This is a genomic window from Caulobacter sp. AVps18, from assembly GCF_058681425.1.
The window spans coordinates 1,278,627-1,301,424 of sequence record NZ_CM178737.1; the positions used below are offsets into that span (position 1 = coordinate 1,278,627).

Genomic DNA, 22,798 nt, shown 5'->3' on the forward strand with positions numbered 1-22,798 from the left:
AGCACCGCCGTGGAGAAGCGAAACCTTACCGTCCTGTCATGAACGGTCGCCCGGCGGCTCGAGGATGAAGCGGGCGCGTACGGCAGGGGTGGGAACCATACAGACCGCCTTCTTGCCCATCAGGCGGTAGCGGTTGGCGGCGATCCAGTCATAAGCGGCGTCCATCGGGCGGCGCGGCAGGTGGTCGATGAAGGCCAGCCAGCGCCAGGGGGCGTTTAGCCGGCGCAGCAGGGCGCCGATGGCCGCAGTCTTCTCCATCGGTGTTCCCCGGTCGAAGAACACGAAGCTGGCCGGATCCTCGGGGTCGATGCCGTGGGCGGCGGCCAGCTGGCGGCCATAGGGCGACTGGATCGGGGTGAAGTGCACCACGCCCTCGCGGTCCAGCTTCAACACCAGGGCCACTGAGCCCGAACAGAAATTGCAGACGCCGTCGAACAGCCACAGCGCGTCCAGAGGGTCGGGAGTCTGTGAGGTCATCCGGGCGTCATGCACTCGCGGCGCAGAGCCCGCAAGGCATCGGGCACGTCGCGGCGCATCAGGCCGCTGAGCACGGCGGTCGGCACGGCAAACGGCGCGGCCGCCGACATCTGGTAGGTGACCCGTGTGCCGCTCCCGCCCTGGATCGGTTCCAGTGTCCAGCTCCCCTCGCACGCCCGGATATCGCCGCCGACGCAGGTGAACCGGATGGAGCGCTGGGGGTCGTACTCCACTCGCGAGGTCGAGTGCAGGCTGGGCAGGAAGAAGCTCCACTTGACCAGATGCTCGCGCAGTTCAGAGCGGCCGTCAGGCGCGCGCGAGATCACTCGGCAGCGCTTGACGCCGGGCGTCATGCGGGCGGCGCGCTCGCAATCGAGGATGGTGCGCCAGACGACGGCCGGCGGGGCGGCGATGTCGATGGCCGCCTTGACCATGCCGCGCCCCTGCATGTCGGCATGGGCCTCGATGGGGATCTCGCCTGCGCGCAGGCGGTCGGCCCAGCCGGCCTCGGCCAGGGCCGGTCCCGCCAGGGCGAGCAGGACGAAAAGAGGGGCGAGCCGGCGCATCATGCTGAGGCTAACGCGCCGGCGAGGTTTCGGTTAGGCCCCCGCTCTATTTTTAACCAGATCATCGACCACTGACGGATCGGCCAGGGTCGAGGTGTCACCCAGGCTGGAGAGTTCGTTCTCGGCGATCTTGCGCAGGATGCGGCGCATGATCTTGCCCGAGCGGGTCTTGGGCAGGCCGGGGGCGAACTGGATGACGTCCGGCGCGGCGAAGGGGCCGATCTCGTGACGAACCCACAGCACTAGGGCCTTGCGCAGCTCGTCGCTGGGGGTCTGGTCGGCATTGAGGGTCACATAGGCATAGACGCCCTGGCCCTTGATGTCGTGCGGGTAGCCGACCACGGCCGCCTCGGCGACGGTTTCGTGGGCGACAAGGGCGCTCTCGATCTCGGCCGTGCCCAGGCGGTGGCCCGAGACATTGATCACGTCGTCCACCCGGCCGGTGATCCAGTAATAGCCGTCGGCGTCGCGGCGGCAGCCGTCACCGGTGAAGTACTTGCCGGGATAGGTCGAGAAATAGGTCTCGAAGAAACGCTGGTGGTCGCCATAGACCGTCCGCATCTGGCCGGGCCAGCTGTCGGTGATCACCAGATTGCCCTCGGTGGCACCGTCCAGGACCTGGCCCTCGGCGTCGACCAGCTGCGGCTTGACGCCGGGTAGCGGCTTGGACGCCGAGCCCGGCTTCAGGGCCGTGGCCCCGGGCAGGGGGGTGATCAGCATGCCGCCGGTCTCGGTCTGCCACCAGGTGTCGACGATCGGCAGTTTCGCCTTGCCGACCACGCGGTGGTACCAGAGCCAGGCTTCCGGATTGATCGGCTCACCGACGCTGCCGAGCAGGCGCAGGCTGGACAGGTCGTTCTTGGTGACGTGCTCGTCACCCTCGCGCATCAGGGCCCGCAGGGCCGTGGGGGCGGTATAGAAGATGTTGACCTGGTGCTTGTCGATCACCTCCCAGAAGCGGCTGGGGGTCGGATAGTTGGGCACGCCTTCAAAGATCAGGCTGGTGCCGCCATTGGCCAGCGGGCCATAGACGACATAGGAGTGGCCGGTGACCCAGCCGACATCTGCGGTGCACCAGAAGACCTCGCCGGGTTTGTAATCAAATACCGCCCAGAAGGTCCACGAGGCCCAGGCCAGGTAGCCGCCGGTGGTGTGCAGCACGCCCTTGGGCTTGCCGGTCGAGCCCGAGGTATAGAGGATGAACAGCGGATCTTCGGCGTTCATCGGCTCGGGCGGGCAGTCGGGGGCCACGGCGTCGCGGACGTCCTGCCAGACGATGTCGCGGTTCTTGACGATGGGCACATCGGCCCCGGTCCAACGGATCATCAGCACCTTGCCCACCCACGGGCAGTGCTTCAGGGCCTCGTCGACATTGGCCTTCAGCGGCACGCGCTTGCCGCCGCGCTTTCCCTCGTCGGCGGTGATCACGAAGTGCGAGGCGCAGTCCTGGATGCGGCCGGCGATGCTGTCGGGCGAGAAGCCGCCGAACACCACCGAATGCACCGCCCCGATACGGGCGCAGGCCAGCATGGCCACGGCGGCCAGCGGGATCATCGGCAGATAGATCGTCACCCGGTCACCCTTGCGGACGCCCTGCACCTTCAGGACGTTGGCCATGCGGCAAACCTCCTCGTACAGCTGGCCGTAGGTCAGGGTTTCCGAGGTGCCGGGCTCGTCGCCTTCGAACACCAGGGCCACCTCGTCCTTCTTGTGCGGCAGGTGACGGTCGATGCAGTTGGCGCTGACGTTCAGCACCCCGTCGGCGTACCAGCGGATGCGGAAATCGTCCTTGTTGAACGAGACGTCCTTGATCTCGGTGGGGGCCTTGATCCACTCCAGCCGGGCGGCGATGTCGCGCCAGTAGCCTTCTGGGTCGGCCTCGATGCGGGCGACAGCGGCGTCATAGGCGGCGGCGTCGATATGCGCCTCGCGCGCCAGGGCTTCTGGAACCGGGAAAACCTGTCCTTCGCTCACGCCGTCTACTCCCTTTGGTTCTTGTCGTTGAGATAGGCGAAGCTCAACGCACGGCGCAAGAAGACCCCTGATCTTTCTCGTCGGCGTTTCGGGCAGAGCTTCGAAAAAGGCTCGCTCCGGCCTGGGGCGGAGCGAGCCTGTCGTCGTCAGAAGAAGCCGACAGCCTTGGGGCTGTAGCTGACCAGCATGTTCTTGGTCTGCTGGTAGTGGTCGAGCATCATCTTGTGGGTCTCGCGGCCGACGCCCGACTGCTTGTAGCCGCCGAAAGCCGCGTGGGCGGGATAGGCGTGGTAGCAGTTGGTCCAGACCCGGCCGGCCTGGATGCCGCGGCCGAAGCGGTAGCAGCGGTTGGCGTCGCGGCTCCAGACCCCGGCCCCGAGACCAAAGGCGGTGTCATTGGCGATTTCCATCGCCTCGGCCTCGTCCTTGAAGGTGGTCACGGCCAGGACCGGGCCGAAGATCTCCTCCTGGAAGATCCGCATCTTGTTGTGACCCTCGAACACCGTCGGCTCGACATAGTAGCCGTCGGCCAGCAGGCCCGGCAGGATCTTGCGCTTGCCGCCGGCCAGCAGCCTGGCCCCCTCGTCACGGCCGACGTCCATATAGCCGAGGATCTTGTTCATCTGCTCTTCGGAGGCCTGGGCCCCGATCATGGTGGCCGGATCCAGCGGGCTGCCCTGCACGACGGCGTTCACCCGCTTCAGCGCCCGCTCCATGAACCGCTCATAGATCGACTCCTGGACCAGCGCCCGGCTAGGGCAGGTGCAGACCTCGCCCTGATTGAGGGCGAACATGGTGAAGCCCTCCAGGGCCTTGTCGAAATAGTCGTCGTCCTCGCGGGCCACGTCGTCGAAGAAGATGTTGGGCGACTTGCCGCCCAGCTCCAGGGTCACCGGGATCAGGTTCTGGCTGGCATACTGCATGATCAGCCGGCCGGTGCTGGTCTCGCCGGTGAAGGCGATCTTGGCGATGCGCGGGCTGGAGGCCAGCGGCTTGCCGGCCTCGACGCCGAAGCCGTTGACGATGTTCAGAACCCCGGGCGGCAGCAGGTCACCGATCAGTTCGGCCAGGACCATGATGCTGGCCGGGGTCTGTTCGGCGGGCTTGAGCACCACGCAGTTGCCGGCCGCGATTGCCGGGGCCAGCTTCCAGCAGGCCATCAGCAGCGGGAAGTTCCAGGGGATGATCTGGCCGACCACGCCGAGCGGCTCGTGGAAGTGATAGGCGATGGTGTCGTGGTCGATCTCGCTGATCGAGCCTTCCTGGCTGCGGATGCAGCCGGCGAAGTAGCGGAAGTGGTCGATGGCCAGCGGCAGGTCGGCGGCCATGGTCTCGCGGATCGGCTTGCCGTTGTCCCAGGTCTCAGCCGTGGCCAGGGTCTCGAGATTGGCCTCCATGCGGTCGGCGATGCGCAGCAGGATCAGCGAGCGCTCGGCCGCGCTGGCCTTGCCCCAGGCGTCCTTGGCGGCATGGGCGGCATCAAGGGCGCGCTCGATGTCCTCGGCCTGGGAGCGGGCGATCTCGCAGATCTTGCGACCATGGATCGGCGAGGAATTGTCGAAATAGCGGCCGTCGGCCGGGGCTACCCACTGGCCGCCGATGAAGTTGTCGTAGCGGGCCTTGAAGGGCGGACGCGCGAGCGAGTCGATGAACTCGGGCTTGGTCATGGTTTCCTCCTATGCGCCGTGATCGGCGTTCTAAAGGAAAGGCTAGGCGCGGATCGGGGGCCTGTGAGCCGGGGCGGCGCGCGGGGCCGGGCTCACCTGTCGCAGGAATGCGACAGATTCAGGCCTCTCTCGACGGCCGGTGCAGGTCCAGACGGTTCATCTTGCGGTGCAGGGTGGCGCGGCTGATACCCAGGGCCCGGGCGGCGCCCGAGACGCTGCCGCCAGCCTGGCTGAGCGCGCGTCGCAGGGACGCCCGCTCGGCCTCGACCACCTGCGGCCCTTCCGGACCGGCCAGCAGGTCGGCGGCGGGCGCGCCCCACTGGATCATCTGGTCGGTCAGGCGGGCCACCTTGCGGGCGGCATGGGTGGCCCCGATCACCATGTCGTCGCGGTCGACGGCGACCAGCGGGGTGCTCGAGCGGGCCCCGGCCTCGCCCAGCACCATGACCCGGGCATTGGCGAAGGTCTGGCGGAAGGCCTCGGCCTCGATGCGACGGGCCGCGTCCAGCACGGCCGAGCGCAGCAGGTCCACCATGTCGCCCAGGCCCGGGCGACAGGACGAGACGTCCAGCGCCCCGGCCAACTGGCCCCAAGGGTCGTAGATCGGGGCCACGGTGCAGGACAGGCCGATGTTCTTGGTGTGGAAGTGCTCGTCACGATGAATGGTCAGAGGGCGCTGTTCGGCCAGGCACGTGCCGACCCCGTTTGTGCCCTCGCTTGCCTCGCTCCAGACTACCCCGGTCCACAGGCCCCAGCGCCGGAAGGTGTCGTCATCGGCCGCCCCGCCCCGGCGATCGACCGGCGCGCCGCTGGCATCGGTCAGCAGGACGCAGCAGCCGGCATGGCCCACGGCCCGGAACAGGCTGTCCAGGCTGGACTGGGCGGCCGGCAGGATGACGCCGAGGCTGTCACGGGCCTGGCCCAGCTCGGCATCTGACAGGACATGCGGCGAGACCCGACGTTCGGGGTCGAGGCCGTGCACAGTGACACAGCGTCGCCATGAGGCGGCGACAGTCGACAGCGCGGCCTGCGAACTGTCGAGGCTTGCCAGCACGCGGTGGGCGTGGCCCTGGGGTGCCATGGGGATCCTCCCGGCATTTTGGCGCATCCTGCGACCCGGAATGGGCCAAAAGCAAGACACGTACTGCCCCTTACCCCCGGGACGGGTTCACGTTATGCCGTGAGCTCTGCTTGTCCGGAGGCCCTCCATGCTGCTCGCCCTTTCCACCTGGTCCGAGATCGAGACCTTCCTGAAGACCAGCAAGACCGTCGTCGTGCCCATCGGTTCCAACGAACAGCACGGTCCGACGGGCCTGCTCGGCACCGACTGGCTGTGCCCGGAAATCATCGCCCACGAGGCCCAGAAGCAATCGGACAGCGTGCTGGTGGCCCCGACCTTCAATATTGGTATGGCCCAGCATCACCTGGCCTTTCCGGGCACCATCTTCCTGCGGCCCTCGACCTTCATCGCCGCCATCGGCGACTGGGTGCGCTCGCTGGGCGCGCACGGCTTTGAGCGGATCTATTTCCTCAACGGCCACGGCGGCAATGTCGCCTCGATCGAGGCGGCGTTCTCGGAGATCTATGCCGATTACAGCTTTCGCGGCGCGCGGGCGCCGTTTGCGCTGAAGCTGAAGAACTGGTGGGACCTGGCCGGGGTCAACGCCCTGGCCAACCGGCAGTTTCCAGTGGGTCACGGCAGCCATGCCACCCCATCCGAGATTGCGGTGACCCAGTGGGCCTATCCCGAAACCATCAAGACGGCGGCCTATGAACCGCAGATCGCGCCCACCGGCCCGATCCGCGAGGCCCTGGACTTCCGGGCCCGTTATGCGGACGGCCGCATGGGGTCTGACCCGGCCCAGGCCAGCCCGGAAAAAGGCGGCGAACTGGTGGCCCTGGCGGCCAAGGCGCTGATCGAGGACCTGACGGCCTTCTCGGCGGAACGGGCGCCGGCCTAAGCCGCCTGACGCCGGGCCGGGCTGTTGCGGTCGATCCGCAGCTCGCCCATCCGCTCGGCCAGACGCGTAGCCTCCTGGGCCAGAGCGTGACTGGCGGCGGTGGTTTCCTCGACCATGGCCGCGTTCTGCTGGGTCACCTGATCCATCTGGTTCATGGTGGTGTTGACCTCGGCCAGGCCACGGGCCTGTTCCTGCGCCGAGGCCGCCATCGCGCTGATCAGGGTGTCAATCTCGTCCACTTCGTCGGCGATAGCGCGCAGGGCGTCGCCGGCCCGGCCGACATATTCGACTCCCTGGCCGACCTCGGCCGCGCTGTTGGCGATCAGGGTCTTGATCTCCTTGGCGGCGTCGGCCGAGCGCTGAGCCAGGGCCCGCACTTCCTGGGCGACGACCGCAAAGCCACGACCGGCCTCACCGGCCCGCGCCGCTTCAACGCCGGCGTTCAGGGCCAAAAGGTTGGTCTGGAAGGCGATTTCGTCGATCACACCGATGATCTGGCCGATCTGGCTGGAGGACTTTTCGATCGCCCCCATGGCGCTGACGGCCTGGTCGACGATGGCGCCGCTGGCACCGGCCGCGCTGCGGGCCCGCTCGACGACCTTGCGGGTCTTGGTGGTCCCCTCGGCGGTTTGGCGGACCGTGCTGGTGATCTCGTCCAGGGCGGCGGCGGCCTCTTCCAGGCTGGCGGCCTGGTGCTCGGTGCGGCGCGACAGGTCGTCGGCGGCCTCGGTGATCTCGGCTGTGCCGCCATGGATCATCGAGACGGCCTCCAGCGAGGCGGCGATAACCCGCGACAGCTTTTCGACGGCGGCATTGTAGTCATCGCGCAGGCGCTCATACCCCTCGGGGAAGCGCTGCTCGATCCGGTGCGACAGGTCGCCGTCGGACAAACAGCCCAGGGCCTCGCCAAGACTGCCCACGATGATCTTCTGGGCCGCGTCCTGTTTATCCCGGCGTTGTTCGGCCGCCGCCCGTTCGGCTTCCAGGGCATGACGCACATCCGAAGCCTCCAGTTCTTTCTGGCGGGCCTCGACGGCGTCGCGGAAGGCATGCAGGGCCGCGGTCATCTCGCCCAGCTCGTCATCATGCCGGCTCTTCGGGATCTGGGTGGTCAGGTCGCCCTTTGACAGGCGGCGCAAGCAGGCGGTGATCAGGTTCAGTGGCGAGATCAGGGCCTTCTGGGCTGCGACCATCAGGCTTATCGCCAGCAGGGCGGCGCTGAGCAAAAGGGCTCCCATGGCGTACTGCCCGGTACGGCTCAGCGACTCGGCGGCGCTGGCATCGCGTGTCGAAGCCTGCTCGATCTTTTCGGACGCTGACTCCATCGCCCCTTCAAGGGCCTCGAACTGGGTCATGAAGCCCGGAAGCTTGGCGCGGGTGGCGACCGGATCGGCATCGGCCACGGCGACCAGGTCCTGGGCGGAGGCGATATAGGCCTTGAGCGGCGCATCGACCTCGGCGAGAGCGGCCCTGACAGCCGGGTCGCGGGCGATGGCCTGGCCCTCGTGGATGGAATTGTTGAAGGCGGAGACGTGCTCGGCCATCGCGGCACGGACATCGGCGATACTGATGCCCAGGCTGGGATCACTGGACATGATCGCCTGGCTGACATCAGATTTCAGGGTGTCGTGCATCATGTCGGCATGCATGTGCAGCCGCATGTTGCGGGTGGAGATCTCCGCGCGATCGAGGGCTGAGCCGAGGCTCAGGGCGACCCACAGGCCTGTACCGGCGGTAGCGGCGCACAGCAGGGCCGCTCCTGCGCTGGCGCCCATGATCTTTTGACCGAGTGACGCCACAACAACCCTCCCTAGCAGACGCGGGAGGGTGGCGGCGGCATCGTTAACGCCGGTTTACCTGGAGCTACCCACGGGGGAGCGACCGATTGTCGCGGCGCTCTGGGGTTGTGTGCGGTTGCACATCAAGCGGTTCGAACGCTGTCGCCGTCCACGATGACTGGCCACGGCGTCAGGCGCTGGCCCGGGCAGGGACCGGCCACGCAGACCCCGTCCTCGATCCGGAACAAGGCGGCGTGGCCGCCGCACAGGATCAGGTCGTTCTCGCGGGTGAGATAGCGCCCGGCGAAACCGGCCAGGGGCCAGCCGGCGTGCGGGCAGCTGTCGACATAGCCCACGATGGTCTCGCCATGGCGCACGACGAAGCCGGCGAACAGGGCGTCGTCCTGGCGGAAGCGGAACCCCTTGGCACCGGGCGAAGGAATCTCGTCCAGGGCGCAGAGGACCGCGCCGGGCGCGGGGCGGGCGGGATTGTCGGGATCAGTGCGCATGCTCAGGCCCTGTCATCCCGGCTCTTGGCTGTGCAACGGCCGGGATGACAGGCCATGCTCAGAGCGCGCCGATGGCCAGACGCCAGGGGCGGACCTCGACGCTCTCGAACACGCCGGCGGCGGTGAAGGGGTCATTGTCGGCCTGGGCCTGGGCAGCGGCAATATCTTCGGCCTCGACGATCAGCAGCGAGCCGATCGGATTGCCGTCTTCGCCCAGCAGGGCGCCGGCCAGCTTCAGGCCCGGCGAGTCCTTCAGATAGTCCAGATGGACGGGCCGGGTGGCCAGACGGGTGTCCAGCGCGCCGGGCTTGTCCTTGCAGGTGATGGCGAAGAGGGGCATCGGCGTTCCTTGTTGGCGTGTGGATTCAGGCTTCGGATTTGAGCGGGCGTGACAGCAGGCCCAGAATGGCGGCGTCGACCTCGACTTCGCCGGCCAGGATGGCGGCCACGGTCTGGCAGATCGGCATTTCGACGCCGAGCCGATTGGCCAGGGCGCGCACGGCCGGCGCCGAGGCGACGCCTTCTGCTACCGACAGTTTGCCGGCCAGGGCTTCGGTCAGGGTCATGCCGCTGCCCAGGGCCAGGCCTACGCTCATATTGCGTGATTGCGGGCTCGAGCAGGTCAGCACCAGGTCGCCCAGGCCGCACAGGCCCGCGACCGTTTCGGCCCTTGCGCCCAGGGCCACGGCCAGGCGGGTCAGTTCGGCGAAGCCCCGGGTGATCAAGGCGGCGTGGGCGCTGCGGCCGAGACCTTTGCCCTCGACGATGCCGCAGGCGATGGCCAGCACGTTCTTGACCGCGCCGCCGGCCTCGGCCCCGATCATGTCGGCCGCCAGATAGGGGCGGAAGGTCGGGGTGGCGATGGCCCCGGCGATGGCCCGGCCCAGGGCCTCGTCCTCGCAGGCCAGGGTGACGGCGGTGGGCAGGCTGCGGGCCACTTCTCCGGCGAAGCTGGGCCCTGACAGCACAGCCAGCGGCGCGCCCGGCAGGGTCTCGGCAGCGACCTCGGTCATCAGCTTCAGGGTGCCCTGCTCGACGCCCTTTGAGCACAGCACCACAGGCACGCCGGGGCGCAGGTGCGGACCCAGGGCCTTGAGGGCCGAGCGCAGATGCTGGGCGGGCGCGACGGCCAGGATCAGGTCGCAGTCGGCCAGGCCGGCCATGTCGGCCACGGCGGCGATCTCGGGCTCCAGGGCGATGCCCGGCAGAAACAGGCTGTTCTCGCGCTTTGCGGCGATGCTTTCGACGACCTCGGTCTCGCGCGCCTGCAGGGTGACCTGCAGACCCGCGCGGGCGCAGACCTGGGCCAGGGCTGTGCCCCAGGCGCCGGCACCGATGACGCCTGCGTGCTTAAAGGTCATGCCTTGGCTCCCTTGCGACCGAAACTGTTGCTCGGATTGGATAACGCTGCGGCCTCGTCCAGCGGCCAGCGCGGACGGGCGACGGCGTCGAGATCATCGCTGATGCCCAGGGCCAGCCGCTCGGCACCGGCCAGGGCGATCATCGCCGCATTGTCGGTGCAATAGGCCAGGGGCGGGGCGTCGAACGAAAAGCCGTTGTCGTCGCAGTTCTTGCGCAGCGCCGCCTTGACCGCGCCATTGGCCGCCACCCCGCCGGCCACCACGAAGCGCAGGGGCTGGTCTGGGTGGCTCTCTCTATAAAGCTTCATCGCCCGGTCAGTGCGCTCCGACAGCTGGCGGGCTATGGCGGCCTGGACGGCGGCGGCCAGGTCGGCCCGCGACGGCTCATCCGTGATCTTCTCGGCCTGTCGCGCGGCGGCGGTCTTCAGTCCCGAGAACGAGAAGTCGCAGTCCTTGCGACCCAGCAGGGCGCGGGGCAGCTCGAACTTGGACGCATCGCCGGTGGTCGCCAGCTTTTCCAGTGCCGGACCGCCCGGATAGGGCAGGCCCAGAGACTTGGCGATCTTGTCGAAGGCCTCGCCGGCCGCGTCATCGATGGTGGTGCCCAGGCGCGTGCAGGCCCCGACGCCGGCCACCTCCAGCAGCTGGCAGTGGCCGCCCGAGACCAGCAGCAGCAGGAAGGGATAGGGAATGTCGGCCCCCAGCCGGGCCGAAACGGCGTGGCCTTCCAGGTGATTGACCGCCACCAGCGGTACGCCGCGAGCCAAAGCGACGGCCTTGCCGAAAGCCAGCCCAACCATCACGCCGCCCACCAGGCCCGGCCCTGCCGTGGCGGCGACGCCGTCGATGGCATCAAAGCCGATCCCGGCCACACGCATCGCCTCGGCGGCGATGGCGTCAATGGCCTCGACATGGGCGCGGGCGGCGATTTCCGGCACCACCCCGCCGAACGGGGCGTGCTGTTCGAACTGCGTGCCGATGATCGAGGACAGCACGCTGACCGTCCCGTCGTCCGCGCGGCGCACGACCGAGGCCGCAGTCTCGTCGCAGCTGGTCTCCAGGCCAAGGATCGTCAGAGTGGTCATTATGTTGCGGGCTTTCCGCCGGTCCTGTAGCAGCAGGGCTTCAAATCGTGTCCCCGCAGGTAACGTTCAGACCGTGTCCCGGCAACCTCCCATCCGCATCGGCGCCCGTGGCTCCAAGCTGTCCCTGGCCCAGTCTGGCCTTATGCAGGCCCGGATCGCGGCCGCCCTGGGTGGCAAGCCTGGCGAGGAAGAGGCCTATGCGCCGCTGATTCCCATTGTCACCACCGGCGACCGTATCCAGGATCGTCGCCTGATGGAGATCGGCGGCAAGGGCCTCTTCACCAAAGAGATCGAGGAAGCCCTGCTGGACGGCCGCATCGACTGCGCCATCCATTCGCTGAAAGACATGCCCGCCGAGCTGCCGCCCGGCCTGATCCTGGCGGCAACGCCCGAACGCGAAGATCCCCGCGACGCGTTTATCAGCAACCTCTGCGACCGGCTTGAAGACCTGCCCCACGGCGCGCGACTGGGCACGGCCTCGCTGCGTCGTCAGGCCCAGGCCCTGCATGTGCGGCCCGACCTGCAGATCGTCATGCTGCGCGGCAATGTCGACACGCGTCTGGCCAAGCTGGAGCGGGGCGAGGCCGACGCCATCCTGCTGGCCCAGTCGGGCCTGAACCGTTTGGGCCTTGGCCATCTTCCCAAGAGCTGGCTGGATCCGGTCGCGGCCCCGCCGGCCCCGGGGCAGGGCGCGCTGGTCATCGAGACCCGGCTTGAAGACGTCAACGCCGACTGGCTGGAGGCCGTCCGCTGCCGGCCAACTACCCTTGCCGTCGCGGCTGAGCGCGGGGCGCTCTATGCGCTGGAAGGCTCGTGCCGTACCGCCGTCGGGGCCCATGCCGTGATCAACGGCGACCGCCTGACGATGATCGTCGAGGCCCTGACACCTGACGGCGCCCAGCGTTTCCGCCGCGAGGGCGAGATCAGGCTGGACGGCGCAGATGACATCACCGCCGCCCGCGACCTGGGCCTGAACCTGGGTGCCCAGGTTCGCCTCGAGGGCGGCGACGCCCTGATCCTGCCGGACTAGAGCCCGTGGCCTCGCGCGGGACAGTCTGGATCACCCGCGCCCAGCCCGGTGCCTCGGCCACAGCCCGTCGCGTCGAGGCCCTGGGCTTCACCGCCCTGATCGACCCCCTGCTCGAGATTGCGGCCCTGTCGCCGGACATTGATCTGGCCGGCGTCGAGGCCCTGGCCTTCACCAGCGCCAATGGGGTGGAGGCCTTCGCGGCCCTGTGCCCGGCGCGCAATCTGCCCGTATTCACGGTAGGCGACAGCACTGCCCGCGCCGCCCAGGCGGCGGGCTTTGCCGATCCGCTCAGCGCCGACGGGGATGTCGAGGCCCTGGCCGACCTGCTGGCCCGTAAGTGGCCGGGTGATCTTCTGTGTCCCGGGGCCGCCGAGCCTGCAGCGGATCTGCCGGCCCTCTTGGCTTCACGGGGTTTGAGTGCTCGCTCAGTGGCCGTCTATGCAGCCCGCGAGCATGCGCCATCGTCCGAAACCCTGGCGCTATTGCCCGGTCTGGACGCGGTGCTTCTGCACTCGCCCCGCGCCGCCCGCGCCTTCGCTGAAGCTTTGGCGATGCGCCCGGCACCCGGATTGCGCGTGCTGTGTCTGTCGCCGGCAGTTGCTGCTGTGTTCGACGCGGTCGTCGCCCGTGGCCTGTTGGGGGCTGTGGCCTTTGCGTCGCGCCCGCGTGAAACTGATCTGCTCGATCTGCTCGCGTCATAGCTTCAAGATTGCGCAGCGGTGCGGCGTGGGGCACGAATGGACGCATGACCGCCGCTCCTGACCCCGCTGAAATCATCGCGCCGAGCGATCCCGCGCTTTATGCCCGCCGCCGCCCCCTTTTGGGCGTTGGGTTCTGGGCCATGGTCGTGCTTTGCGCGGTCTGTGTCGCAGCGGGCGCGATGGTGGCGCGGTTCGGTTCTGACTGGTTTCCGCTGACCCGCAAGGCGGCCCAGGTCGAGCTGCAAGCCCTGGCAAGCCCGACGCCGCCGTCGGCGCGCCTGCCAGTGGGCTCGCCCTTGCCCGTCGAACCCGAGCCCCCCCTGGTCGCAACGCCTTCTGCCGACATTGGCCGGCTGGAAGCGCGACTGGCTGCTCTGGAAGCCGACCAGAAGGGCGTGCTTGACGCCGCCGCCGCCGCGATTGCCGCCGCCGCCCTGGCCGAAGCCGCCCAGACCTCGGCCCCGTTCGGCAAGGAACTGGCCAGCCTCGAACGCGTCCTGCCGATGTCGCCGGAACTGCGGGCCCTGACCCGCCTGGCCCAGACCGGCGCCCCGACCCGCGCCGGACTTGCCGCCCAGTTCGAAAGCCTGGCGGGCCGGGCCGCCACCGCCGCGCGCGACCCGGGCGAAGGTGCCGACCTGCTGGCCCGGATCCGCTACGCCCTGTCCAGCATTGTTTCGATTCGCCAGGTAGGCTCCACGCGCGGTTCCAGTCCTGACGCCAAGCTGGCCCTGGCCCAACGACTGCTTGACGGCGGCGACATCGAGGGCGCGATCCAGGCGCTCGACACCCTGCCGGACCCGGCGCGGGCGGTGCTGATTCCCTGGCTGGACGGGGCCGAGCGTCGGATCGAGCTTGATCGCCATGTCGCCGCCCTGCGCGCCGACGCCCTGGCGGGTCTGGCTCAGGTTTCGCGGGCCGCGCCATGATCCGGGCCGCGATAATTCTGTTCCTGGTGGCCGCCGCCGCCGTTGCCGCCGTTGCCGCCGTTGCCCTGACCGGTGAGCCGGGCCGCGCCCATCTGGAATGGATGGGCTGGCGGGTCGAGATGACCGCCGCCACGGCCGCTCTCCTGACCCTGTTTTCGGCCCTGTTGGCCACCATCCTGTGGCGGGGCCTGATCTGGGTGATCGAAGCCCCTCGTCGCGCCGCCCAGGCTCGCGCCGAGAACCGGCGCCAGCAAGGCGTAGAGGCCCTGTCGCGCGGCTTTCTGGCTGTGGCCGCCGGCGACGGCTCTGAAGCGCGCCGTCTGGCCCACAAGGCCAGTGACCTGGCCCAGGACACGCCCGCCCTGGTGCGGGTTCTGGCTGCCCAGGCTGCCGAAACCGCCGGCGACCATGCCGCCGCCAAGGCCGCCTATAACGCCATGCTGGGCTTTCCCGAGATGCGCCTGGCCGGCCTGCGGGGCCTGATGCAGACCGCCCTGGCAGAGGGCGACCGCCTGGCCGCCGTACGCCACGCCGAAACGGCCTATGGCCTGGCCAAGACCGCGCGCTGGGCCTGGCGCGCCCTGCTGGATTCGCGCCTGGAAGCCGGGGATTGGGCCGCCGCCCTCGACCTCGCCCAGGGCGCCCTCGACCGCAAGATCGTGCCGCCCCTGGTGGCCGAGCGCGCCCGCGCCGCGCTGTTGTCGGCCTGCGCCGCCAGCCTTGACGTGGCCGACGACCCGCGCAAGCGCGCCCAGGCCCTTGATCTGGCCAGCCAGGCCGTCAAGCTCAAGCCCGACTTCGCTCCCGGCGTGGTGATGGCCGCCCGCCTGCTGGCCGCCGACGGCAAGGTGGCCAAGGCCGGCCAGCTGATCGAGACCGCCTGGAAAAGCGCGCCGCATCCGGCCCTTTGGCTGGCCTATCGCGACCTGAAGACCAACGAGACGCCCAAGGTCCGCGCCGCGCGCCTGGCCGCCCTGGCGGCGATGAAGCCCGAGGCCCGCGAAAGCCGCATGCTGCGCGTCGAGAGCGGCCTGATCGGCGGCGATCCCGTGGCCGCCCGCGCCGCCGCCCGCCTGCTGGACGACGAGACCCCCACCGCCCGCTTTGCCGGCCTGATGTCGCGCGTCGCCTTCGCCAATGGCCAGCCCGATGAGGCCCGCGCCTGGATCGCGCGGGGCGCAGCCGCCCCGCAGGAAGCCGACTGGTCCGACCTTGACCCCGAGGGGCGCGCCTTCGCCTATGCCCGCGAGGACTGGGCCCGCCTGGCCGTCAGCTATGCCGAGACCGGCGAGCTGATCCATCCGCGCTTTGAGCGGCGCGAGCGCACCATGAACGACCTGCCGGAGCTGCCTTCGGCCTATGCCGAATCGACGCCGTTCGTCCGCGCGGCCGAGGTCGGAGGCCCGCTGATGCCCATCCCCGATGACCCCGGCGTGTTCGACGCCCCGTCGCTTCCGGAGCCTTCGGGCGAGGGTCCGGCACCCCGTCGCAATTCAGGCGCACGCAGACGCTTGGCAAGCGGCCCGCGCGCCGCTAAATAGGCCCCTCTTCGCGTTCGGGCCTCGCCCGCAACGGCGTTGGCCGCTTTAGCTCAGCTGGTAGAGCACATCATTCGTAATGATGGGGTCAGGTGTTCGAGTCACCTAAGCGGCACCACCACCCTGTTCGTCACGTTTCGGCGGTGGGCGGGAAAAATCAACAAAATCAAGGATATTTTGGCGTCATCGACCGCTGGCGTTCGCCCGCAGTTGCGGCTCATTGGGGGTACTTCGGGCTCTTGGCCGGGCGCAGCCAAAGCGAGCGGGTGCGAGGATCTGAAAGCACCGGAGGCTTCTCTTTAAGGCGCGGCCGATTAAGGGGCGGCCGATTTGAGAAGGGGGCTTTTTGGGCACCCGGAATTTCTCTGACGGACTTTTTGAATCCAAGCGGCTTGCGGTGCTGATTCTACACGCTATGAGCGAAAAGGTGTGTCGGCTTGGTGTGCCCGCCGCTATGAAGGTGCCGTGAAGCGTAGTTTGCGCACATGAGTGGCGCTCGATGCGTTGAAGTCCGACTGGCAGGAATGCGGCAATGGTAAAGATCGTCGGTAGCGCCGGTGCGGATACGCTTTCAGGAACAGACTTTCCTGATGAAATCTACGGAAATGGCGGCGCCGACGATATAAATGGCGGCTATGGCAAGGACACATTGTATGGGGGTGACGGCAATGACACCCTGAACGGCCATTACAGCATGGACGGCGACATAATCTATGGTGGAGCCGGAGATGACTATATTTATAAAGCGACCCAGGCATACGGCGGTACTGGCAACGACCTGTACAATCTACTAAGCGCAACTACCCCCATTGAATATGCTGGAGAAGGCGTAGATTCCATTGTGACTTCTGGAAAAAATGTATCGCTATCATTTTTTCCAAATATAGAAAATTTGTTTCTTTCTGTTATGCCGTTTGGAAGTGAATATTTCAATCACCATGATCGGCAAAGCGGTTACAATTTCCTCAGCCACTGGGCCGGAAGCCTTTTCGAAATCGGTGGTGGGGCTGTCGGCACGGGAAACGCGCTCGACAATCTCATCGAGGGCACCAGCTATTCCGATACGCTCTTTGGTGCCGAGGGAGCTGACGTCCTCTTCGGCGAGTCTGGATCAGACTCCCTCACCGGCGGTTCCGGTGATGATCGCCTCTACGGCTACACAGGTGCCGATACCCTTCAGGGCGGCGCGGGTGATGACACGCTGGAGGGCGGACTGGATTTCGATACCGTCATCCTGGAGGGACCGCGCTCCCGTTACGCTTGGAGTAGCGACGGAGCGGGCGGGGTCTCGATCGTAGACAGTCTGACGGGCGGCGATGGACGCGATACGCTCAGAAACGTCGAGTATCTCAGGTTCTCAGACGCGACGGTTTCGCTCTTCACGACCGCCAGCATCCTGTCGGTGACAGCGGTAGAGGGGGCCCAGTTTGAGTCATCGTCCGCCTCGACCTTCTTCACCTTCAAGGTGACGCGGACCGGCGACCTCTCCGCGCTCACCACGGTGGACTACCGCTTTGTCCTCGGGACGGCCGGCCTGGGTGATCTCGCGGGGACGCTCAGCGGGGCGCTGACCTTTACGGGTGGTGTCGCCGAGATTTCCGTGACTCTCCGGGCCACTGCGGACTCTCTGGTCGAGAGCGATGAAACCTTTTCGTTGGTGATCGACAATCCATCTGCAGGAAGCACAATTCTTCAGGGATCAGCCGACGCCCTGATCCTGGATATCGACACCCCCGTCGAGGTTCGCGGCACGGAAGACGGCGATACGCTTGTGAGTACGCCGCGCCGCGAGCGGATTTTGGGGCTGGGCGGGGATGACCATTTGAGCGGGTCGTCGGAGGATACGCTTTCTGGCGGCGAGGGCGACGATACGCTCTCCGTGCTGACGGCCGGGCAGAGCCTTGACGGCGGCGATGGTCTCGACACGATCAGTTTCGCGCGTGCGACCCGGAGCGTCGTGGACGCCCTGACCAACCCTGCCTATGCGAGCATCGAGAATGTCGCCGGCTCCCAGTATGATGATGTTTTGCTGGGCGATGCGGGGGCGAACCGGCTTGATGGCGGAGCAGGCTCCGACCGTCTGGAGGGCGGCGCCGGTGCCGATACGCTTGTTTCGTCGGAGGGCTATGACACCCTGGACGGCGGCGATGGTGATGACCTCATTCGCCTGGATGCCGTTCGCCATTACGCGACGGTGATCCTGGGCGAGGGGCGGGACACTGTCAGTTTCTCTGGCCTTTCCGCCTATGCGGCCAGTTATGCCACGATATCCATAAGAGATTTTGCGGTCGGCGACGCGGGCGACAGGCTGGAGCTGTTCACCGATCTGGAGGGTGTCGGCTTTGAGGGGCTGGCGCCGGGCGCCAATCCCTTCAAAACGGGTTATGCCCGACTTGAGCACTATTTTGTCAGTGGTTATGCCAATTACACGACCCTCCTGATCGACGTCGATGGGCCGGGAACCCTGCACGCGTTTCGCCCACTCCTCGTGCTCAATAATGTGACCGCCGCTCAGCTTACGGTCTACAATCTGGGCGGGTACGTCTCCAACCTGGTGCTGACCGGCACTGACGGCAGGGACGTTCTGATCGGTGTTGCCGACAGCGAGATCATTGACGGCGGCGCAGGAAACGACAGCCTGACCGGCAGCGGCGGCGACGACAGCCTTAAGGGCGGCGCAGGCATCGACACTATGGTCGGGGGATTGGGCAATGACGTCTATGAGGTCGACGTCTCGACTGATGTCGTCACCGAAAGACTAGGTGAGGGTTTCGACAAAATCCTGACCTCGGCGACCTACGCGCTCGCTTCAGGCGCTTCGATCGAGGTTCTTGAGGCGCTCGGAACGCGCTCTCTGAACCTGACGGGCAACAGCGAGGCCCAGACGCTGATCGGCAACGCCGCTATCAATACGCTTGACGGCAAGGCCGGTGCCGACACGATGATAGGGGGAGCCGGCAACGATACCTATCTGGTCGATGCCCCGGGCGATGTAATCGTCGAGTTGGCGGGCGAAGGGTACGACACGGTCCGGACCACAGCGCCCTCCTATGCTTTGTCGGGTCATCTGGAGGTGCTTACCTATCTGGGGAGCGCGCCGTTCAGGGGCACGGGCAACGATCTGGCCAACATTATCACGGGCGGCGCAGGTATCGACCAGCTGGATGGGGGCGCTGGCCCCGACCGGCTGATCGGCCTCGGTGGAAATGACACTTACATCGTCGATCACCTTGGGGATGTGGTCATCGAGGCGGCTGATCAGGGTCTGGACATCGTCAAGACCGAGTTCTCGGCCTATCTGCTGGGCGCCAACATCGAGAACCTCACCTATACGGGCCTAGGCCGGTTCCAGGGCTTCGGCAATGATCTCGCTAATGTCATCACAGGGGGGATCGGCAACGACACCCTGGATGGCAAGGGCGGAGCCGACCGCCTGATCGGCGGACTGGGCGATGACGTCTATTATGTCGACAACGTCAATGACATCGTCTCGGAGGCGCAGGGGCAGGGCCTGGATCGCATGCTCACGGCCCTCAACAGCGCCAAGGCCGCCTCGAATGTCGAGACTTTGATCTTCATCGGTGTCGGCAACTTCCAGGGTTTCGCCAATGGCCTGGGCTCATCGGTATTCGGCGGCGCGGGCAATGACACGCTGGTCGGCGGTGCCGGCGCGGACATGCTGGCCGGCATGGCGGGTAATGACACGCTGACGGGTAATGGCGGGTCGGACCTGTTCTATTTCGACGGCGCGCTGGTCAGCCATGGCGTTGACCGGATCACTGACTTCACCCCGGGCGTCGATCATATCCAGCTGCGCGCCAATGGTTTCGGCGTCAGCAGCCTTGCTGATCTTGGCTTTGTTTCGGGTGCGGCTCCTGTCTCAGCTGATAGCAAGCCGACCCTGCTCTATGACACGGCCACGGGCGGTCTTTGGTTCGACGCCACCGGCGGCGACAATGCCGACCAGGTCCAGATCGCCATCCTGACCGGCAAGCCTGCCCTGACGCTCGCGGATCTGCTGGTCGTCTAGCCCCGTTGGTCGCACCATTTTTCAGCAGGGCCCCTAAACAGGCGATGGTCTTCTTCAGGCCGGCCTCAAGACCGGTTTGGGCTGTGAGGCCGGTCTTTGAGCAGAGCGCGTTCCGAAAAGTGGGAACCGGTTTTCGGAATGAAACGCGCGTGAAAACAAAAGACTAGAGCGGGTGATCTGAACCCATCAGATCGCAAGCCGCTCTAGAAGCCAGCCTTGAACCGCAGCGTGGCGATCAGGGCATTCCGGGCGTCGCGGTCACCTGCGGGGCGGATCACAGATTGCAAGTCAGGCTGGATCGTCAGGGCCCCGACGGTGTCTGCATAGGTCGCCTCAAGCGCCGTCTCGGTGCGGCTGACAGTGAGGCCGGCGTCCACGCCATTGGCGCGCTCACGGCGCGAAATGAAGCCCTGATTGATCCCAAGGGAGGCCTGGCTGTCGGGACGACTGACGAAAGGCTGTTCAATCAGCAAGCTGGCCTGCCAACCGCCCCTGAAAGGGCTGGTCAGGCCGTCGGAGATGCCCGCGCGCGCAAATAGGGTGACGCGACCCAGCTCGTCCTTGCCGCTCCAGCCCGTTTCGACAATGGCCAACACGCTATCCTGAAAACTGAAGTCCGCGCCCCCGGGGTCGCCAGGTACGCCGGCGTGGGCGTTGATCGCTGCGGCCTGGATGTAGCCGTCGCTCTTGGTCTTCCATCGCAAGCGCAGGGCCAGGGCCGTAGAAGGAAATATCGAGGGGCCGTTGGCTCGTGTCGCCGCCAGTTCCGAGCCGAAAACCCTCTCAAGGTCGATGTCGGTCGAAATCTTGAGGTCATCCAGAACCCGCGCCTTGTGTGTTGCGCCGCCCCGGACAACGCCAGCGACGTCTGCGATATAGCCCAGCTTGAGGGCCACGGCTTTACCGGCGCGCGAGGGCGTTCCGGCGGCAAGCGCGCGCGTCGTCGCCACCAGGGCAGCGCCGGCAGCGACCGCACAGCTTGTCCATGGGCATCAAAATCTTCCCTGAGATCTCATCGATCCCTGCAGGAAAGAAGCTTCGCAGAATGCGGTTGGCTTTAAGTTAAAATATTGAAAAACATAAATATTTCTCGAAAGATCGCCAGATCTAGGCCGCCGCCCGTTCAGCCGAACGAGCTTGCGGCTCCAGGCGGAACTCTCCAATGCGTTCGGCAAGCTCCAGAGCCTCCGTGCGCAAGGAGTGGGTCGCTGCGGTGGTCTCCTCGACCATGGCTGCATTCTGCTGTGTGACCTGATCCATGTGATTGACCGCCGTATTCACCTGACGAAGTCCCACGGCCTGCTCGTCAGAGGAACGGGCTATGGCATTGACCAGGCCATGAACGCGCAACACCTCTTCCACGATACGCTGGAGGGTTTCGCCGGTGCGGCCGACCAGTTCGACACCCGATTGGACCTGTGATCCGGATTCGCTGATCAGCGCCTTGATCTCCTTGGCTGCATCAGCAGAGCGTTGGGCAAGAGCACGGACTTCCTGGGCGACAACCGCGAAGCCACGGCCGCTTTCACCCGCACGGGCGGCCTCAACCCCTGCATTCAGGGCAAGAAGGTTGGTCTGGAAGGCGATTTCGTCGATCACCCCGATGATCTGGCCAATTTTCTCGGATGATTTCTGAATCGCGCCCATGGCGGCCACAGCCTGGGTCACGACGACGCTCGACTGCTCAGCCTCAGCCTTGGCCTGGGTCACCACTGCAGCGGCCTGGCGCGCCCCTTCATTGGCGCGCCCGACGGTCGCAGAGATCTGGTCGAGGGCGGCGGCGGTTTCTTCCAGGCTTGCGGCCTGCTGCTCTGTGCGGCGGGACAGATCGTCAGCGGCGCTGGCGATTTCCTCCGAACCCGCGCGCATGGTCCTGGCCCCGTGGGCGATGGCGGCCATGGTTGTGGAGAGCCGGGCGATGGCGGCGTTGAAATCGGTGCGCAGCGCTTCGTAGTCGCCCGGGAATGGGGCGTCGATGCCCGATGCCAGGTCGCCGTCCGCCAGGCGGATGAGGGCCTGGGCCAGTTGACTCACGACCTTCTGCCGCTCGGCCTCGGCTTGGCTCCGCGCCTGCTCGTTGGCGCTTCGCTCTGCTTCGGCCTGATGGCGGGCGGCGTCCTGATCCAGCCTGGACTGCCGGCGCTCCAGCGCCGCATCTCGGAAGACCGCGATTGAACTGGCCATAGCGCCCAATTCGTCCTGGCGGCTGCGGAAGGGGGGCTCTTGGTCATAGTCGCCGTGGGCGAGCCGCCCCATGTAGGACGTGATGATCGAGAGGGGGCGCAGCAGTCGGGTGCGAGTCAGGAAGATCGTCAGGCCACCCAGCGCGCAAGCGATCAGGATCACGACGCCGAACATAGCCTGAGCCGCCAACTGATGATCGCGCAAGCTCTTCTCGACGACCTTGTCGTGCTCCGCCTGCGCGTGTTCCAGTGTGCTCAAGGCCTGCTGCGCCGCATCCATCCTCCCGGCCAGCGTCTTGCTGGTCGCGTCGAATTCGCCCATCAACGTGTTTCCACCCTCGGCGCCGTTCTCGACATAGCGCTGCGCCATCTTCTGGCCCGTGGCATAGTATGCGGGAAAGGCCTCCTCGACCGAGGCAAGCGCCCGGCCAAGCTCCGGGGCCTGGAGCTGCTCAGCCAATACGCGCGCGCGTTGGACGTCGGTCTTGAATGCTGCGGCATTCTTGGCGGCCTCTTGCCAGCCATCGTCCAGCCCATTCTGGCCGCGCGTCGCTGAAACGTCGGTCAGGAACTGCTGGACCTGTACGATATCCAGCTGGATCTGCTTGGCCAGGACAATCAATTCAAGCTTGTCACGGTTTGCAGCCTCGACAAGAGCGGACGTCTCGATACGAGCCGTTCGCTGGATCTCCATCGACACAACGCCGCCAATTGAAGCCAAAACGCAAAACAGCGACAGACCGCCGATCAACAAGGTGATGAAGCGCTCGATCTTTCCGCCGGAAGCTGGGGCCACAGAGGCCGTGGCGAAAACCTGGTTTGTACGCATGGACCGTTTCCGCGACGAGGCGATTGGAATCTTGGCCAGCGAACATCCGCTCAAAGCTCTAAGAAGCCGTCTGCCTTAGTTGCCTAGGTAATTTTACCTATCGCCATGGATGGACGCCCGGTCTCCAGGAGGCCCGGCGCCGGCTATGCGGTCTACCGCATCACGTCTGTCGCACACGCC

18 protein-coding genes and 1 tRNA gene are annotated in these 22,798 nt (G+C 66.7%); 7 read left to right on the top strand and 12 right to left on the bottom strand.

Annotated elements, in window-relative coordinates; translation table 11 throughout:
* Nucleotides 1-36: 36 nt before the first annotated feature.
* The 5 genes from ACW179_RS06130 to ACW179_RS06150 all read right to left on the bottom strand — a co-directional run bounded on the left by ACW179_RS06130 (nt 37) and on the right by ACW179_RS06150 (nt 5,765).
* Nucleotides 37-477, bottom strand: a complete 441-nt coding sequence (locus ACW179_RS06130) for a thiol-disulfide oxidoreductase DCC family protein (protein WP_492063412.1) — start codon at nt 475-477, stop codon at nt 37-39.
* Nucleotides 474-1,046: an SRPBCC family protein gene (locus ACW179_RS06135; protein ID WP_492063413.1), complete on the bottom strand. Its 573-nt coding sequence runs from the start codon at nt 1,044-1,046 to the stop codon at nt 474-476. The genes ACW179_RS06130 and ACW179_RS06135 overlap by 4 nt, the downstream gene beginning before the upstream one ends.
* 30 nt (nt 1,047-1,076) lie before the next feature.
* Entirely contained in the window at nt 1,077-3,017 is a 1,941-nt protein-coding gene (acs, locus tag ACW179_RS06140; protein ID WP_492063414.1) for an acetate--CoA ligase, read from the bottom strand.
* Nucleotides 3,018-3,163: 146 nt separating this feature from the next.
* Entirely contained in the window at nt 3,164-4,684 is a 1,521-nt protein-coding gene (adh, locus tag ACW179_RS06145; protein WP_492063415.1) for an aldehyde dehydrogenase, read from the bottom strand.
* Between the two features lie 118 nt (nt 4,685-4,802).
* Nucleotides 4,803-5,765, bottom strand: coding sequence for a GAF domain-containing protein (locus ACW179_RS06150; RefSeq protein WP_492063416.1), 963 nt, complete (start codon nt 5,763-5,765; stop codon nt 4,803-4,805).
* 127 nt (nt 5,766-5,892) lie between these two features.
* Between ACW179_RS06150 and ACW179_RS06155 the strand changes: the two genes are divergently transcribed.
* Nucleotides 5,893-6,645, top strand: coding sequence for a creatininase family protein (locus ACW179_RS06155; RefSeq protein ID WP_492063417.1), 753 nt, complete (start codon nt 5,893-5,895; stop codon nt 6,643-6,645).
* Here ACW179_RS06155 and ACW179_RS06160 read toward each other — a convergent pair.
* The 5 genes from ACW179_RS06160 to tsaD form a co-directional block, all read right to left on the bottom strand.
* Complete coding sequence (locus ACW179_RS06160) at nt 6,642-8,444, bottom strand: methyl-accepting chemotaxis protein (protein WP_492063418.1); 1,803 nt, start codon at nt 8,442-8,444, stop codon at nt 6,642-6,644. The two genes, ACW179_RS06155 and ACW179_RS06160, sit on opposite strands and share 4 nt — an antisense overlap.
* 122 nt (nt 8,445-8,566) lie before the next feature.
* A complete protein-coding gene (locus ACW179_RS06165; RefSeq protein ID WP_492063419.1) occupies nt 8,567-8,932 on the bottom strand; it encodes a Rieske (2Fe-2S) protein in 366 nt (121 codons plus the stop codon).
* Between the two features lie 58 nt (nt 8,933-8,990).
* Nucleotides 8,991-9,272, bottom strand: a complete 282-nt coding sequence (locus ACW179_RS06170; protein ID WP_492063420.1) for a YciI family protein — start codon at nt 9,270-9,272, stop codon at nt 8,991-8,993.
* Nucleotides 9,273-9,297: 25 nt separating this feature from the next.
* Nucleotides 9,298-10,293: an NAD(P)H-dependent glycerol-3-phosphate dehydrogenase gene (locus ACW179_RS06175; protein ID WP_492063421.1), complete on the bottom strand. Its 996-nt coding sequence runs from the start codon at nt 10,291-10,293 to the stop codon at nt 9,298-9,300.
* A complete protein-coding gene (gene tsaD / locus ACW179_RS06180) occupies nt 10,290-11,378 on the bottom strand; it encodes a tRNA (adenosine(37)-N6)-threonylcarbamoyltransferase complex transferase subunit TsaD (protein ID WP_492063422.1) in 1,089 nt (362 codons plus the stop codon). The genes ACW179_RS06175 and tsaD overlap by 4 nt, the downstream gene beginning before the upstream one ends.
* Nucleotides 11,379-11,451: 73 nt before the next feature.
* Between tsaD and hemC the strand changes: the two genes are divergently transcribed.
* The 6 genes from hemC to ACW179_RS06210 all read left to right on the top strand — a co-directional run bounded on the left by hemC (nt 11,452) and on the right by ACW179_RS06210 (nt 19,606).
* Nucleotides 11,452-12,408 carry a hydroxymethylbilane synthase gene (gene hemC, locus ACW179_RS06185; RefSeq protein WP_492063423.1) on the top strand — a complete coding sequence of 319 codons (957 nt, stop codon included), beginning with the start codon at nt 11,452-11,454 and terminating at the stop codon, nt 12,406-12,408.
* A gap of 5 nt (nt 12,409-12,413) precedes the next feature.
* On the top strand, nt 12,414-13,109 hold the full coding sequence (locus tag ACW179_RS06190; RefSeq protein ID WP_492063424.1) for a uroporphyrinogen-III synthase: 696 nt from the start codon (nt 12,414-12,416) through the stop codon (nt 13,107-13,109).
* A gap of 44 nt (nt 13,110-13,153) precedes the next feature.
* Nucleotides 13,154-14,038 carry a COG4223 family protein gene (locus ACW179_RS06195; protein ID WP_492063425.1) on the top strand — a complete coding sequence of 295 codons (885 nt, stop codon included), beginning with the start codon at nt 13,154-13,156 and terminating at the stop codon, nt 14,036-14,038.
* Complete coding sequence (locus tag ACW179_RS06200) at nt 14,035-15,579, top strand: heme biosynthesis protein HemY (RefSeq protein WP_492063426.1); 1,545 nt, start codon at nt 14,035-14,037, stop codon at nt 15,577-15,579. The genes ACW179_RS06195 and ACW179_RS06200 overlap by 4 nt, the downstream gene beginning before the upstream one ends.
* A gap of 39 nt (nt 15,580-15,618) precedes the next feature.
* Nucleotides 15,619-15,694: transfer RNA gene (locus ACW179_RS06205), tRNA-Thr, on the top strand.
* A 414-nt stretch (nt 15,695-16,108) separates the two neighbouring features.
* On the top strand, nt 16,109-19,606 hold the full coding sequence (locus tag ACW179_RS06210; protein WP_492063427.1) for a calcium-binding protein: 3,498 nt from the start codon (nt 16,109-16,111) through the stop codon (nt 19,604-19,606).
* A 203-nt stretch (nt 19,607-19,809) separates the two neighbouring features.
* Here the strand turns inward: ACW179_RS06210 and ACW179_RS06215 are convergent, their stop codons facing one another.
* On the bottom strand, nt 19,810-20,556 hold the full coding sequence (locus ACW179_RS06215) for a carbohydrate porin (RefSeq protein WP_492063428.1): 747 nt from the start codon (nt 20,554-20,556) through the stop codon (nt 19,810-19,812).
* 157 nt (nt 20,557-20,713) lie between these two features.
* A complete protein-coding gene (locus ACW179_RS06220) occupies nt 20,714-22,585 on the bottom strand; it encodes a methyl-accepting chemotaxis protein (RefSeq protein WP_492063429.1) in 1,872 nt (623 codons plus the stop codon).
* Nucleotides 22,586-22,798: the final 213 nt, after the last annotated feature.